This is a genomic window from Flavobacterium panacis (genome assembly GCF_024649945.1).
GTDB lineage: Bacteria > Bacteroidota > Bacteroidia > Flavobacteriales > Flavobacteriaceae > Flavobacterium > Flavobacterium panacis.
Window position 1 is genome coordinate 331046 of sequence record NZ_JANKMS010000002.1, and the last position, 15507, is coordinate 346552.

Genomic DNA, 15507 nt, shown 5'->3' on the forward strand with positions numbered 1-15507 from the left:
GACGTCCTTAAAAAGAACGTCTTTCGGCAATATATATACTAATTCTAAAAATTAAACTCGTATTTAGGCTTTTACATAAGCATCATCGTGAACACTTGCTACAGCTCTTCCAGATGGATCGTTCATGTTTTTGAAAGCTTCATCCCACTCCAAAGCAATTTTTGTACTACAAGCCACACTTGCTTCCTGAGGCACACATAATGCTGCTGCGTCACTTGGAAAATGTTCCGTAAAAATAGAACGATAGTAATATTCTTCTTTTGAAGTTGGTGTCTGTAATGGGAATTTGAATCTAGCGTTTGCTAACTGCTCATCCGAAACTTCTCTGGCTACCACTTCTTTCAAAGTATCAATCCAGCTGTATCCTACTCCATCAGAAAATTGCTCTTTTTGTCTCCAAGCTACACTTTCTGGAAGCATGTCTTCAAAAGCTTTACGAACAACCCATTTTTCCATCGGATGTTCTTTATTGATCATTTTATCTTGTGGGTTGATACGCATCGCAACATCCATAAATTCTTTATCCAAGAATGGCACTCGTCCTTCAATTCCCCACGCTGCTAAACTTTTGTTTGCACGTAAACAGTCGTACATATGAAGTTTACCTAATTTACGAACGTTTTCTTCGTGGAATTCTTTTGCGTTTGGCGCTTTGTGGAAATATAAATATCCTCCAAACAACTCATCTGCTCCTTCTCCTGAAAGAACCATTTTGATTCCCATTGACTTAATAACTCTTGCCATTAACCACATTGGAGTTGAAGCTCTAACTGTAGTTACATCATAAGTTTCTAAGTTATAAATTACATCACGAACGGCATCTAAACCTTCTTGAATGGTAAATTTAATTTCGTGGTGAATAGTCCCAATATGATCTGCTACTTTTCTTGCTGCAGCTAAGTCTGGAGAACCTTCCAATCCAACTGAGAAAGAGTGCAATTGTGGATACCAAGCATCTGTAGTATCATCAGATTCGATTCTTTTTTGAGCGAATTTTTTAGCTACTGCTGAAGTAATAGAAGAATCTAAACCTCCAGAAAGTAAAACTCCGTAAGGAACGTCACTCATTAATTGTCTGTGAACTGCTGCCTCAAGCGCTTTTCTGATTTCTGGAATACTTGTTTCGTTGTCTTTTACTGCATCGTACTCTGTCCAGTCTCTTTTGTACCATTGTACAAATTCTCCATCTTTACTTGACAAGTAGTGTCCTGGAGGGAATAATTCGATTTTTGTACAATATCCTTCAAGAGCTTTTAATTCAGAAGCTACGTAGAAAGTTCCGTGTTGATCCCATCCAATGTATAATGGAATAATTCCCATATGATCACGAGCAACGAAGTATTCATCTTTATCAACATCATAAATTGCAAAACCGAAGATTCCGTTTAATTCATCAACGAAGTTTACCCCTTTTTCTCTGTATAAAGCTAAAATAACTTCGCAGTCACTTTCTGTTTGAAAGTTATATTTTCCTTCGAATTGTTTACGCAAATCTCTGTGATTGTAAATTTCACCATTTGCAGCCAAAACCAATTTTTTATCCTCTGTAAATAAAGGTTGTTTTCCTGAAGCTGGATCTACAATTGCCAAACGCTCGTGAGAAAGAATTGCTTTATCATTGCTGTAAATTCCGCTCCAGTCTGGTCCACGGTGACGAATGATTTTTGACATTTCTAATACTTGAGGTCTTAACGCTTCGGCTTTTTGTTTAAGATCAAAGGCACATACAATTCCACACATAATATCCTATATTTTATTTTTTAAATTTTAATTTGATAAGGCAAAGATGAAGTATTAGTTACAATTGAAAAACACATTCACCAATATCAATTACAAATATCAATCAAAATAATCATTTTATATACAAAATGTAAAATTTTCATATTAAAAAAAGCTCTAAACTTGAAATTTTTAATTTAGGAACTAAAATTGGTTTAAATTTTAAAGTTTTGTTCTATTTCTTGAATTAAATTTTGAGTTATTTCAGAATAAGTAAAAGATTCGTAAAGAGAAGATGGAAAGTTGTTCTATAATTGTGTTTTATATAATAGTTAAGGGATTACACGTATAGTTTGTTATTCTGAGGAATGAAGAATCACACTATAAACTCCGCAAAGAAATCACCAATCTTTGCCAACCACTAGTGTGATCCTTCCTTCGTCAGGATGACAAGATTGTGTAAAGCTATTTACATTGAGAACTTTGTCAAAGTTTAAAACTTTGACAAAGTTGATAATTTGAAAAAGTTTGAAGTAACAAAAAACCTACTCTATACTTTCAATAGTATAATGCGTTTTATTAATCTCAAATTTAAACCCAGCTTTATTCCCCATTAAATGATTTCCTAAAGGAGATTGTGGAGAAAGTGCGATGACATTAATTCCGTCAATGGCAATTTTTGGAAGCGCAACACTTACATACAAATAAATTCCGTTTGCTTTTACCAAGCTTCCTAAAACAATGTTTTCAGTAGTTTTAATCGGATCAATTTTATCTAAAATCCCTTTTTGCTCTATTGCTTCTTTAAGTTTATTCGTCAGTTTTTCCTGCTCAATATGCATCATTGATAAAGCCGTTTCGTGTTTATCGCCGGCAGAACCTTTTGCGTCGTTTTTGGAATCTTCGGTCAAGTTTGAAATCATGTCTCTAAAAACATCCATTCTATCTTGAACCATTTGGGAATAATGGGAATATATTTTTTCTTTGAAAGTCATTTCTTTTGAGGTACTGAGGTTCTAAGGTACAAAGATGCAAAGGTTTTTTCTTTATTAAAAAAAACAGCCACGAATTCACGAATCTACTCCAAAAAATTCATGAGTTCATGGCTGAAAAAAAAAGGCACTTTATTCTTTTACAAAACTTTTGTGCCCTAGTCTCTTTGTTGCAAAAAGCCTAAAAATCAAATTTATAATTTGCGCCTCCTAAAATCTGAAATCCTTGAACTGGATAATTCAGCCATTTTTGATAAGCTTGATTTCCGATATTATTTGCTTTTAAGAAAAACGTCAAACGTTCGCTAAATTTATATCCTAAATGTGCATTGGCATCAAAATAACTTTTTAATGTAATTGGAGCTGCATTGGTTGTGATTGCCGAATTTACCTGCATATCTTTTCTCTCTCCTACATAAAACACATTAACTCCTGCATACCACTGCTTAGTAATATTAACGTCTAAAGTTGAACTTAATTTCATTGTTGGCAAATTCCATGCTTCAACTACATTATCTGTGTTGTAACTATTGAAGGTTCCATTGATTCCGAAAGTTACATTTTGAGAGAAATCAGCTTTTAATTCTGCATAAAAACGCAATGTTCTAATATCTTCATAAACCACTCCAAAAGAGTTTCCAAAAGCATAATCTTCATTGGTAATAACTTCTGTATAATCATTTGCTTTAAACAGCGCTTTATTCTTTTCATTCAAATAAGAACCTGTTAAATTATAATTGACATTGTTTGCCAATTTCCCTTTTAAACCAGCAAAAACGTTATACTGAGTACTTGATGGACGCATGTTTAAGGTCGGAGACAAAAACGGATTTTCAGTTACAAAATCTGCATAAGAATTTTGTTTTAAACCTCCATTTACTCCCGTATAAAAAATCATTAAATCACCAACCAATTTATAAGATGCATTTACTTTTGGGTAAAAATAGAATTTGTTACCGCTATTTTCAGAATCCGCACTATAAAAAACTCCAGCTCCTAATTCTAGAGTCCAGTCATTTTCATTGATTACAAAACTTGGCTCAATTCCAACATTTGTAAAACTATAATTTAAACGTTCTGTATTATCCTTCAAATAATTATTTTTAAAAGAACCACTTACATGATCTACAATCACATTTGTTTTTATAGCCTGATCCATTACATCAACAGTAAAAGTCGGTTTTACAAAAAATCTATTTTCTGATGAAGAATAACTATCCGAAAAATGAGTGAATTTTGTCGAAAGATTACTAAAAATACTTTCTGTAAATTCAGCATTTCCGCCTAACCAAATCGTATTATAAGAGTGATCTGGACTAATACTGTTTAGCAAATCTAAACGTTGAGATGGAATTGTTGAACCAAAATCTGAAGGAAGTCCGTACCAATTGTAAATTTGATTTTGATAACCTAAATCTACATTCCAAGAATTATCTCTGTTGTTCTGACCGTAACCTACATTGATTGCTGTATCATAAAATTCATCATTTAGCTCTACATCTTTAATACCGCCTTGTGAAGAATGATGGCGAAACATTCCTGCTACATAATCATTGTTTCCTAAATCCTGATTTACGAATAATTCTGCATTTAAGGTACTGTAATTTCCAACACCCAAAGTCGCATAATTATTGAACAATTTTTCTTTTTTAGCTTTTTCAACTCCTTCAGCTTTTCCCTTAGAAGGCGTAAAAGTCGAAGCTACAGGAACAGACAAAATGCTGTATTTAATAACTTCTTTCGGTTGATTGCCACTATCATCAAGCGAAGGATTTTCTTTTACTTTAAAAGCATCTGAAATAGTAGGCGAATAAGGTTTCACCACGTTTACAGTTTCTGTTCCGATACTTTCATTTTTCTTTTGCGCAATCGAAAACTGAGCTGTAAATAACACTAACAATATAATTATTTTATGTCGGCAGTTTAATTTCATATTTCTTCTATTTGAGAGTATAGAGAAAAGATCATAGAACATAGACTTTTGCTATATCTCAATTCTTTTACTCAAACTCTTTGTTCTATTCTCTATATTCTATTTTCTTTTTTTCTTCTTCTTAAATCTAAAATCTATATTCTAAAATCAATTACGCTTCCCACTCGCCTTTGGCAACAAATTGAGCTTTTCCGCCTATATTGATATCAAACTGATCATCTGTCAACTTTCCTTTGAAATAAATTTCAGATGGACGATTGATATAATCTCCCTGATGATTTGTCAATTCCAGTTCAGGTTTATGATATTTCAACAAAAAGGCTTGCAAACAAGTACTTGCACTTCCGGTCGCAGCATCTTCTACCAGTTGATTGTGTTCGATGCATAACATTCGGCTAAACAACTTAGAACCTTCTAAGTAATAAAAATACAAACCACGATGACTCGTTTTACAATGCTGTTTTAACCATTCATCTGTTTTATCTTTATTTAAAACCAAATTCTCTAAAGCTCTTTTACTACTTAATCCAACCATTACAAAAGCACTTCCTGTTGTTACTTCCTGAATTGGAAACTGATTTTCGAAATCACTTACTTGCAGATTACTGAAAAATGTAAAATCTATCTTAGAAAAAGTATCCCAAAATTTGGGTTGTGCTGCTTTTAACCAAATCTGATCTTCAGTTTTATTAATTGCAATTGGTCCAATTGGAACCTCTAATTTTATTTCGCTCGGCGAATCATCAAAGATCTTATTCATCAAAACCCATGAAGTTCCAATGATTGGATGTCCTGCAAACTGCATTTCCTGAGATGGAGTAAAAATTCTAATCTCCGCTTTATTCTTTTCTTTATCCAGTTTGGTAACAAATGTGCTTTCGGCAAAATTAATTTCTCTGGCAATCTGCTGCATTTCGTCTGAACTTAAATTTTCTGCATCCATAAAAACTGCCAATTGATTTCCAGCATATTTCTTATCTGCAAAAACGTCAATTATATAAAAAGGTAAACTCATTTCTTTCTTTTTCTTTTTAGAGGCAAGAAGCAAAAGAAAAGACTTTCTAAGAAATCTTACTTCTCGCTTCTTTCATCTACTTTGTCTTTATCGATTAATTGACGAATTCGTTTTTGACTCTTCTACTTTTATTGCGCCTAATTCTTTTTTAGCTTCTTCTACAACATCTGAATAATCAGTAAAGTTGTTGATTACGTTATCTAAAATATAAGTCGCTTGATAGCTGTCTTTTAATCCGTAGAAGTTTTTCGCCATTAAGACTAAACCTTTTGCACCATAATATTTGTAAGCAGAATAGCTTTTGGCTAATTTTTGAACTGCAGTATTTGAAGCTTCATATTTTCCTTCTTTGGTTTTAAAATAAGCATCGTAATACAAAGCTTCAGCTGCTAATTCTCCTTTAGAAGTTGTTGCTAATTTCGCATAAGCCGCTTTAGCTTTGTCTTCATTTCCTGTCTGGATTGCCGCTCTTGCCACAATAATTTGCGCATCTGCTTTTACACCTGCATCTGCTTTCGGATTTTCTAAAACTTTATCTGCAGCAATAACCGAATTATCATAATCCTTTTTATCGTAATAACATTTCATCAAATTGGCTTGAGCAAAATTTTTATTTTGCGGATAATCAGCTTCACTCTCTAAACGAGTTAAAACTGGAATTGCTTTATCACAATCTTTAGTTTTCAAATAAATCTGAGCCAATCTGTTCAAAGCTTGCTCTGTAAATTCATTTCTAGGCTGATCCACTACAAACTGATAATTAGCAATAGATTTCGTTTCAGAACCTTCAGCGTAAGTCAATTGTGCCAAATAGAAATTAGATTCTAGAGCATGCATTCCATTAGGGAATTTAGCAATATAACCTGCAAAACCAGGAATAGCTTGTTTAGGATTGTTTTGACTGTATTGTTTAAAAGCAGCATCATAAGTATCATTATCCAATTCTGCATCTGTAACGGCAACGAAATCCAATGTACGAACCCAGGTTGCATATTCGTCTACTTTTCCAGAATCAACATAGATTAATCTTGCTGTTGCAACGGCTTCTAGGGCTTCTGGAGTTTTTGGGAATTCAGCCGCAACTTTTTTAAACTTCGTTAAAGCTTGCTCATCACGATCTGAATTATAATAAATAAGACCTTGTTTTAAAATAGCTTTTGAAGTAAATGATCCATTTTTGAATTCAGAAATCAATTGATCATACGCTTTTATCGCCTGCTCGTTTTTCTTTTCTGCAACGTAAGTATTTCCTAATTCAAACAAAGCATCATCACGATAAGATGATTTTTTGTACATCTGAATAAAGTTGTTCAACTCATCTGCTTTCTTAGCATTATTAGACATAAATCCGTATGAAAGTGCTCTTTGAAACTGTGCATAATCGGCATCTACACCTTTTGCAGCAATCGCTTTTCCATAAGCTTCATTTGCTGCGCTGTATTTTGAAGTCACAAAACGGCAATCACCCAAACGCAAGTAAGAATCGTTCAAACGAACTTTATCTGATGGAGAATTATCAATTTGAGCCTGAAAAGAATTGGCTGCTTGATCGTATTCTTTCAATTTAAAATACGTGTAACCAATATTGTAGTTGATATTTTTGTATTCGTCTGTCGATTTAGTAGCAGCCATTCCAGCAAATTGTTTGTAAGTTAACAAGGCATTTTGCATGTCATCGTTCAAATATTCTGTTTCAGCTTTCCAGAACGTCGCACGAGCTGTAAATTCAGGTGTTTTTTGTTCGCTGATTGCGCTTTTGAACATTTTACCAGCTTCTTGGTAATTTGATTCATTGTACAATTCTACTCCACGGTAAAACAATACTTTTTGGTACGCTGCCTTGTTTTCTGCTGTTCTATTTTTTTCTAATAAAGCCAATGCTTCTTTGTAGTTTTTAGAAGAAATATAAGAATCAACCAATAATTTTTCTACTTCTGAACGGCTTGAATTGTTTGGATATTTTTTTAAGAAATCTAATAAAATTCCAGGAACCGCTTGGTAAGCATTTCCAATATCATAACTCAGTTTAGCGTAATTTAAAGATGCATCTTCTTGAATTTGCGCATTGAAATCCATTTCTGAAGCATTTTTAAAAGCATTTAATGCTTCTTGTTTTTTACCAATATTCAAATAACTTAAACCTAAATGATAATAGGCATTTTGAGCTACGAAATCTTTTCCTTCAATAATTTTATTGAATTGAGAAATTGCTTTTTCGTAGTTTTTCTGCTCATAATAAGCATAACCCAACTGATAAAAATCGGTATTATTCCACTTTCCTTTTTTACCAGCATATTTTTCTAAATATGGAATGGCTTTATCGTATTGTTTTAAATTGAAATAACTTTCTCCAATAATTTTATTCAATTCTGATTTTTCAATTTCGTTCGATTTATTCATCGCAACCTGACCTAAATCAATCGCTTTTTGGAAATTCCCCAATTTGAAATTCATGTCAGCCTGATAGTACGAAAGCTTTTCTTTGTATTTTTCTTCGCCCGAAACCTCGTCAAAATATTTGGTTGCTTCTTTGTAATCGTCACCTTCATAAGCCATAAATCCTAAATAATATTTGGCTTGAGAACCATATTCTTTAGAATTCACCACTTTATTGAAATAGTTTGTTGCTTCTTTTTTCTTTTTCGCATTAAAATAGCTATAACCTTTCATGAAATTGAACTTATCAGATTCTGATTTGCTCATATAACTTTCATCTACTTTGTCAAACCATTGCAAAGCTTTTGGATAATTTCCTTGTTCGAAAAAAAACTGCGCTGCTTCTATATAAGCCTGATTCTGTTTGGTACTTGTCGGGTAATCGCTAACGAATTTTTCTACCAAAGCATCGGCATTTGCTTTATTGGTTCTAATCGCACAATTGGCAATGTAATAAGCACAATCAGATTGAACTTCTTCGTTTGTTGCATTGTATTTTACCTTCTCAAAAATCAATTGAGCCGACGCATACTGTTTGTCGTTATATAAAGCCAGTGCTTTGTCAAAATCTTTTAATTCGTAAGTATAAATAGCCGATTTTTGTGCCGAAACTATCGTCGAAGTAAGAGAGATTTGCAATAAAAAGAACCAGGAAAGTTTACGCATTTTAATAATATTTTAATATTCAAATGTATCATTTTATACGCTTTATAACGAAACGTTTTGAGGTTTTATTATAAACAAATTAACAAACTGCTGTGATTTTAGAGTCTAATCAGCTTCAATTTATTGGTTCTCAAACTTTCTAAAACAAATAAATCAAAAACGATATAAGGTCTATAAGTTATTATTAGTCAGAAAACTTTACCCGACTTTTATTAAATGAACTTGTCCCATATAGATCGTTTAATTTTTTTAAGCTTTTTAATAAGAAATGATTCAAATTTATTTTGAATACATACGTTATCTTATTACTTTTACCATTCAAACCAATTTTATTATGTCACAAACCGTACTGTCTCTTAAAGAAGTCACTATATATCAAGAAGGAAGAAAAATTATCTCTCACATTAATTTAGATGTTAACCATGGTGAATTTATCTACATCATCGGTAAAACAGGTTCTGGAAAAAGTAGTTTCTTAAAAACTTTATACGCTGATTTACCATTAGTTGAAGGAGAAGGACATATCGTTGAATTTGATTTGGCTACTTTAAAAGAAAATGACATTCCGTATTTAAGACGTAAAATTGGTATTGTATTTCAAGACTTTAAACTGCTTCCAGACCGTTCGATTAAAGACAATATGCTTTTTGTTTTAAGAGCTACAGGATGGACTGAAAAAGAAGCGATGCTACACAAAATTGACGAAGTTTTGGATAAAGTTGGCATGAAAGATTTTGTCAACAAAATGCCTCACCAACTTTCTGGAGGAGAACAACAGCGTGTTGCTATAGCAAGAGCATTGCTTAACGATCCGGAATTCATCTTGGCTGATGAACCAACAGGAAATCTTGATCCACAGACAAGTTCTGAGGTTTTAGAAGTATTAAAAGCAATCAACGCTGCTGGTAAAACGATTATCATGGCGACTCACGATTATGCTTTGTTAATGAAATTCCCTTCTAAAACATTGAAATGCGAAGATGAAAGAATCTTCGAAGTCGTGCAAAGAAGCGTGTAATGCTTTCGATTTTAATTCCCGTTTACAATTATAACATTTTTACACTTGTAGAAAATTTACACCAACAAGTTTTAAAATGTAAAATTCCTTTTGAAATTATTTGTTTAGATGATGCTTCTCAAGAATTTTTAATTGAAAACGAAAGAATTAAGCAATTCGAAAATACCTCATATTCTATTCTCGAAAAAAATATCGGACGAAGTGCAATTCGGAATTTATTAGCTAAAAAAGCGGTTTATGAAAACCTGCTTTTTTTGGATGCTGATGTAATGCCTGTAAACGAAAATTTTATTTCTAAATACATTTCTGAAATAAAAAACAAAGTTGTTTTTGGCGGACTTTTATATGAAGATAAAAAACCTGACCACGAACATATTTTAAGATGGATTTATGGCAAAGAAAGAGAAGCTTTACCTTTATCCCAAAGAATCCAAAATCCTGCTGAAACGGCACTGGTTTCTAATCTATTGATCAAAAAAGAAATTGTGCTTCGTTTTCCTTTTGATGAAACATTGACGAAATATGGTTACGAAGATTTACTTTTTTTTGCTGTTTTAAAATCAAACAAAATCGAAATCACGCCTATTGAAAATCCTGTTTTTCATCTAAATCTGGAAACTTCTACCCTATTTTTAAATAAAACAAAAACAGCATTAGAAAACCTCGCTTTTTTAAATGCCAAAAATAAGATTTCAGTTAATAAAAGTAGAATTATAGCTTCATTTGAAGTTTTAAAAACAGTACGATTACTTTCTGTTTTTTCTTTTATTTTTAGGAGATTTGAATCGAAAATTGAACGAAATCTTCTTTCAAAACAGCCTTCGCTTTTTTTGTTTGACATTTATAAATTAGGTTACTTTACCTTTTTAAAATCAAAATAAATGGCTTTTTTTTCTGTCATAATTCCACTTTATAACAAAGAAAATTTTATCGAAAACACGATACAAAGTGTCTTGGATCAAACTTTTCAGGATTTTGAAATTATTGTGGTAAATGATGGATCTACAGATAAAAGTGAAGAAAAATTACAATCGTTTAAAGATTCGAGAATTCATTATTTCAGCAAAAAAAATGAAGGCGCTTCTACGGCAAGAAATTACGGAATTGAGAAGGCAAATTCTGATTTCATAACCTTTCTCGATGCCGACGATTATTGGTATCCGACGTTTTTAGAAACGATGTTTAATAACATTTCTAAAGTTCCAGAACAAAAAGTCTTTTCGGCTGCAATTGAAATTGATACTTCAAAAAAAATAATTTCATCACAATATTCCATTTCAAAATCAGGCAATGAATTTGAAATTGTAAATTATTTTCAAGCCAGTATGAAGGAAACTGTTCTTTGTACTTCTTGTGCGGTTTTCCATAAAACCATTTTTGAAGAAGCTGGAAATTTTGATACTAAGATCAAAAGTGGCCAGGATACCGATTTATGGATTAGAATCGGAATTCTTTATCCTGTTGTTTTTTCTTGGGAAATATTGGCTCGTTATGTTTACGACCCCAGAAGTCTTTCGAAAAACAGTAAATGGATTAAAGAAAAAATGGATTTTTCGAAATATGAAGAAGCTGAAAAAACAAATCCGGATTTAAAAAAGTTCTTAGATTTAAATCGATTTTCATTGGCTATAAAAAGTAAATTAGCTGGAGAAAAAGCTCTTTTTACAAAATATTCTAAGCCAATTGATTTAGAGAATTTGGGCTGGAAGAAAGGATTTTTATTAACTCTTCCTGCATTTACACTACGTTTTTTAATTTCTTTTAAAACTTTTTTAGCCAATTTAGGAATTGGTTCATCTGTCTTTAAATAATCTGAATTTTTTATATTCCCGAATATAATCTTCTTCTTTAAATTCATCCGAAGACAAAACCAGACAAACACTTCCGGAAGAGAAATTTTTAAGTTCACGCCAAATTCCTGAAACGATCAAAAGACCAACATTTGGTTTATTAAGTGTAACGGTTGTGATATCTTTCCCGTCTTTTAGAACTACATCAAAACTGCCACTTAAGGCAATCAAAAGTTCCTGTTGTTCTATGTGCGCATGACCGCCTCTCTTGCTTCCGCTTGGAACATCGTACAAATAATACACTCTTTTGGAAACAAACGGAATCGTATCTCCTTCAATTACCGAAAGATTTCCTCTTCGATCCTGAATTTTAGGAATTTCAATCAATTGAATATCTGAAATACTGTTCATTATTGATTCGTTAGAAGCTTTTTCCATTGTTTCGTACTATTTTTTAAAGATAAGTGCTGCACACTTTCAGCCGCGTTCTTTTTACAAAAATCATATAATTTGTCTTCTTCTGCAAATCGATTTATCGCTTCAGCCAAAGCTTTTGGATTATGATTTTCAACCAATAATCCATTAAACTCATTTTGAATAATTTCTCTTGGCCCAGAATTACAATCGACCGAAATTACAGGAGTTCCCAAAGCTAATGATTCTACAATTGACAACGGAAAACCTTCGTAATTACTTGTCAAAATCGTAAATTTTGCTGCTCGAACCTCATCAAACGGATTTTGTTTAAAAGGAAGAATTTCAACAAAATCATTCAAATTCAAAGCTCTAATTTTCTGTTGAATAAAATCCAAATCGTTTCCAGTTCCCATCAAATGGAGGCGATAATCTTTTTCATATATTTTGGATTGCGAAAAAGCTTCTAACATTAAAGTAAAATTCTTTACTTTTTCGTCGAACCTTCCAAAAAACAAAATCACCTTTTTGATTTCAGAAAACTCTTTTTTTAATTCTTCATCAGCAATAAAAAAAGGATTGTAAATCGTAATGGCATTATCGAATTTATAAAGCTGCTTTACTTTTTCTTCAATCGCTTTTGAAACACAGATTAAGGCCTCGGCATTTTTATAAAGTATTCTTGACCAAAATTTTGAAGAAGGAAAATAATTCTTAAAATTATAACTGTGAACGATATAATAGGTTTTTAAATCGCGATAAATGAATTTCGTAATTAATTCTCGCAGCAACACATTTCTTGATCTGCTGTCGATTACGATTTCGATATTGTATTCATTCAAATAATTTCTCAATACTTTTCCTTTTTTTAATTTTCTAAAAAAAGAAAATGAATTCGAACTTTCCTTTTCCAAATTAAACAAAGTTCCTGTATACGAATAATCTACAGCATCATTTACAATAATTGAATGTACCTCAAAACCAGATTTTTCTAACACAAAAGTCAATAAAGCTGCAAAACGTTCTGCTCCTCCTTTTCCTAAAGAATTTGAAACAATAGCAACTTTCTTTTTATTCATGTTTTTGACCGAAAAAGTAAATATATTTGTCAAATATACACATTAATGAAAGTTTTACTGGTAGGAGAATACAGTCATTTGCACAATTCTTTAAAAGCGGGTTTGCAGGCTTTAGGACATGAAGTTTTTATCATCGGTCGAAAGGACGGTTTTAAAAACTTTCCTGTTGACTTTCCTATCTTAAAAAAATGGGATTCTGGTATATTGAAAAAGCTAAAAATTGCGGTTTACAAAATCTCTGGTTTTGATATCAGTTCTTATTTTACTTACTGCCAGTTTTTAAAATTCAAAAAACAATGTTCAGGTTTTGATATTGTACAGTTAATCAACGAAAACAGTTTTCATTGCCAGCCTTATTTTGAAAAAAAAATCATTTCAAGTCTTTTAAAAAACAATCAAAAATTATATCTCTTAAGTTGTGGTTTTGACTATTTGAATGTGAAGTTTTGTTTTGAAAATCCGAATTTTAAATCTGTAATTCCGTTATATCTAGATCATAAAATTGATAAAAAGTCTTTTGGAAATGTGCTGAAATTCCGCAAAAAAGCTTTTTACGAACTGCATCAATTTATCTATAAAAACTGTCGTGGTATTATTGCTTCAGATTTAGATTATCACCTTCCATTACAAGGAAACCCTAAATATTTAGGAATGATTCCGAATCCAATTAATATCGATAAACTTCCGTTTGAACCTATTTCGATTCTTGATAAAGTCATTATTTTTCACGGAATTAACAATGATAATTATTTGAAAAAAGGCAACGATTATTTTGAAAAAGCTTTGGAAAAAATTGAGACAAAATATGGTTCAAAAGTCGAAATCATTACGGTGCGAAGCGTTCCTTATTCTGAATATATTAATCTGTATAATCGTTCTCATATTTTGTTAGATCAAATTTACGGATACGATCAAGGTTATAATGCTTTGGAATCGATGGCAAAAGGAAAAGTAGTTTTTACAAACGCCCAAACGGAGTTTACGAACTATTATAATCTTTCTGAAAAAGTCTGCATAAATGCCATTCCAGATGTTGATTATTTGGTAAATGAATTGTCTTTTTTGATTGAAAATCCAAAAGAAATTAGAACAATTGGAAATCGTGCGAGAGCTTTTATAGAAAAAGAACATCATTATGTAAAAATTGCGAAGCATTACATTCAAAAATGGAATGAAAACTAAAACAAACTTTTTCTAAAATAGATGCCGAGAATCAACAAATAACTTAAATTCTGAAAGGCATAAGCCAAAACGACACCTTCAATTTGGAACATTTTCATGTAATATAAACTTGCCGAATACAAGACAAACAAGGAATATAATTCTGTAATTATAAAAGCCAAAGTCAACTTTTTTGCAAAAAACTGATAGCCTAAAATCAGGGCGCAGACTTTAAAAATATCGCCTAAAAACTGCCAGAAAAACAAATTGGTGACAGGTAAAAATTCTTTTGTAAAAAGAAGTTCCACAACAAAAAATCTTGCTAGATAAAGCACAATTAAACCCAAAACAAAAACAGGAAGAATGAATTTATAATACTGCCAAAAAATACTTTTGGTTTCTTGATTTGTAGACGCTTTAGAAAGTTTTGGCAAAAAATAAACCGTCAAAATGGTGCTGACAAACAAAAGATAATAAGACGAAATTCTGGTCATCGTTTCCCAATATCCTGCCTCCTCTATTCCTAAATTCTGAATGATTTCATTTCGAACTGCCAGAAATACAATTGGTCCGATAACCGAAGAAACTAAAGCCATTACAGAGTAAGAAGAGAGATTTTTTATGATCTGAAAATCAAATAATTTTAGTTTTATGATTTGAAAGAAATCAATCTCTTTTTGAACCAGATAAAAAGTTACAAAAAATAATAAAGCTGGAGCTACGACGATGGCCAATAAAGCTCCTATTGTCTGATATTGTAAAATCATCAAAACAGAAACCAACAATCCGATTGTATTTCCGATAATATTGATCCAGATTACTTTTTTAAATTTTCCTAAACCGTTTATTAAAGCGACGAAGAAAATAGAAACTGCATAACAAGGCAAAGCGAAAGCCAGAACTTTGAAAACCAGCAAATATTGGGTGTCATTTCCGAAAATTCTAGTGTTCCAATAATTCGCTGTAAAAAATAAAATAACGCCTAAGAGCACAGCCATAAAGGACAAACTCAAAAAAACGGTTGTAATTATTTTTTGAAGCTCCGATTTATTCCGTTCATTTTCGGCGGTATATTTTACGATTCCGTTTTGAAATCCTAACGTGGAAATATTTTCTAAAGACGTCAAGAAATTACGAAGGTTCCCAACCAAAGCCATTCCGCTTGGACCAACAAAAATGGCTAGTATTTTGGACGTAATTAAACCAATTCCGATTTTTAAAAGTACACTAAAACTGTTTAAAGATGTAATCTTAAACAAACTCGTTTGAATTATTTTTTTATAG

The 15507-nt window shown here is 31.9% G+C and carries 12 protein-coding genes; 4 read left to right on the plus strand and 8 right to left on the minus strand.

All coding sequences use genetic code 11. The annotated features are described in order from the left end of the window. Positions 1-63: 63 nt before the first annotated feature. The 5 genes from asnB to NQQ59_RS06450 all read right to left on the minus strand — a co-directional run bounded on the left by asnB (position 64) and on the right by NQQ59_RS06450 (position 8761). A complete protein-coding gene (gene asnB, locus NQQ59_RS06430; protein ID WP_144214831.1) occupies positions 64-1740 on the minus strand; it encodes an asparagine synthase B in 1677 nt (558 codons plus the stop codon). Positions 1741-2264: 524 nt separating this feature from the next. Beyond that, a complete protein-coding gene (locus NQQ59_RS06435) occupies positions 2265-2714 on the minus strand; it encodes a hypothetical protein (RefSeq protein ID WP_144214832.1) in 450 nt (149 codons plus the stop codon). Between the two features lie 178 nt (positions 2715-2892). After that, entirely contained in the window at positions 2893-4644 is a 1752-nt protein-coding gene (locus NQQ59_RS06440; protein WP_144214833.1) for a TonB-dependent receptor, read from the minus strand. A 151-nt stretch (positions 4645-4795) separates the two neighbouring features. Continuing rightward, positions 4796-5659: a PhzF family phenazine biosynthesis protein gene (locus NQQ59_RS06445; RefSeq protein WP_144214834.1), complete on the minus strand. Its 864-nt coding sequence runs from the start codon at positions 5657-5659 to the stop codon at positions 4796-4798. Positions 5660-5746: 87 nt separating this feature from the next. Next, a complete protein-coding gene (locus NQQ59_RS06450; protein WP_144214835.1) occupies positions 5747-8761 on the minus strand; it encodes a tetratricopeptide repeat protein in 3015 nt (1004 codons plus the stop codon). 334 nt (positions 8762-9095) lie between these two features. Here NQQ59_RS06450 and NQQ59_RS06455 point away from each other — a divergent pair, with 334 nt between their 5' ends. The 3 genes from NQQ59_RS06455 to NQQ59_RS06465 are packed head-to-tail and all read left to right on the plus strand — an operon-like array spanning position 9096 to position 11590. Further along, positions 9096-9779: a cell division ATP-binding protein FtsE gene (locus NQQ59_RS06455; RefSeq protein WP_144214836.1), complete on the plus strand. Its 684-nt coding sequence runs from the start codon at positions 9096-9098 to the stop codon at positions 9777-9779. Continuing rightward, complete coding sequence (locus NQQ59_RS06460; RefSeq protein WP_144214837.1) at positions 9779-10660, plus strand: glycosyltransferase family 2 protein; 882 nt, start codon at positions 9779-9781, stop codon at positions 10658-10660. Before NQQ59_RS06455 ends, NQQ59_RS06460 begins: the two co-directional genes overlap by 1 nt. Continuing rightward, the gene (locus tag NQQ59_RS06465) at positions 10661-11590 is read left to right on the plus strand and encodes a glycosyltransferase family 2 protein (RefSeq protein WP_144214838.1); all 930 of its coding nucleotides are present in this window, start codon (positions 10661-10663) and stop codon (positions 11588-11590) included. Here the strand turns inward: NQQ59_RS06465 and NQQ59_RS06470 are convergent. Both NQQ59_RS06470 and NQQ59_RS06475 read right to left on the minus strand, forming a co-directional pair. Further along, complete coding sequence (locus tag NQQ59_RS06470; RefSeq protein WP_257698154.1) at positions 11573-12007, minus strand: sugar 3,4-ketoisomerase; 435 nt, start codon at positions 12005-12007, stop codon at positions 11573-11575. The genes NQQ59_RS06465 and NQQ59_RS06470 overlap by 18 nt on opposite strands. Next, positions 11980-13062 carry a glycosyltransferase gene (locus tag NQQ59_RS06475; protein WP_144214839.1) on the minus strand — a complete coding sequence of 361 codons (1083 nt, stop codon included), beginning with the start codon at positions 13060-13062 and terminating at the stop codon, positions 11980-11982. Before NQQ59_RS06475 ends, NQQ59_RS06470 begins: the two co-directional genes overlap by 28 nt. A gap of 45 nt (positions 13063-13107) precedes the next feature. Between NQQ59_RS06475 and NQQ59_RS06480 the strand changes: the two genes are divergently transcribed. Beyond that, complete coding sequence (locus NQQ59_RS06480; RefSeq protein WP_144214840.1) at positions 13108-14244, plus strand: glycosyltransferase; 1137 nt, start codon at positions 13108-13110, stop codon at positions 14242-14244. Here the strand turns inward: NQQ59_RS06480 and NQQ59_RS06485 are convergent. Further along, entirely contained in the window at positions 14241-15482 is a 1242-nt protein-coding gene (locus NQQ59_RS06485; protein ID WP_144214841.1) for an O-antigen translocase, read from the minus strand. The genes NQQ59_RS06480 and NQQ59_RS06485 overlap by 4 nt on opposite strands. Between the last annotated feature and the right edge of the window lie 25 nt (positions 15483-15507).

What these genes read in the sequence shown, in the direction of transcription:
- NQQ59_RS06455 (WP_144214836.1), top strand. Translation starts at nt 9,096, where the DNA reads ATGTCACAAACCGTACTGTCTCTTAAAGAAGTCACTATATATCAAGAA.
- NQQ59_RS06470 (WP_257698154.1), bottom strand. Translation starts at nt 12,007, where the DNA reads ATGGAAAAAGCTTCTAACGAATCAATAATGAACAGTATTTCAGATATT.
- NQQ59_RS06460 (WP_144214837.1), top strand. Translation starts at nt 9,779, where the DNA reads ATGCTTTCGATTTTAATTCCCGTTTACAATTATAACATTTTTACACTT.
- NQQ59_RS06465 (WP_144214838.1), top strand. Translation starts at nt 10,661, where the DNA reads ATGGCTTTTTTTTCTGTCATAATTCCACTTTATAACAAAGAAAATTTT.
- NQQ59_RS06480 (WP_144214840.1), top strand. Translation starts at nt 13,108, where the DNA reads ATGAAAGTTTTACTGGTAGGAGAATACAGTCATTTGCACAATTCTTTA.
- NQQ59_RS06475 (WP_144214839.1), bottom strand. Translation starts at nt 13,062, where the DNA reads ATGAATAAAAAGAAAGTTGCTATTGTTTCAAATTCTTTAGGAAAAGGA.
- asnB (WP_144214831.1), bottom strand. Translation starts at nt 1,740, where the DNA reads ATGTGTGGAATTGTATGTGCCTTTGATCTTAAACAAAAAGCCGAAGCG.
- NQQ59_RS06450 (WP_144214835.1), bottom strand. Translation starts at nt 8,761, where the DNA reads ATGCGTAAACTTTCCTGGTTCTTTTTATTGCAAATCTCTCTTACTTCG.
- NQQ59_RS06445 (WP_144214834.1), bottom strand. Translation starts at nt 5,659, where the DNA reads ATGAGTTTACCTTTTTATATAATTGACGTTTTTGCAGATAAGAAATAT.
- NQQ59_RS06435 (WP_144214832.1), bottom strand. Translation starts at nt 2,714, where the DNA reads ATGACTTTCAAAGAAAAAATATATTCCCATTATTCCCAAATGGTTCAA.
- NQQ59_RS06440 (WP_144214833.1), bottom strand. Translation starts at nt 4,644, where the DNA reads ATGAAATTAAACTGCCGACATAAAATAATTATATTGTTAGTGTTATTT.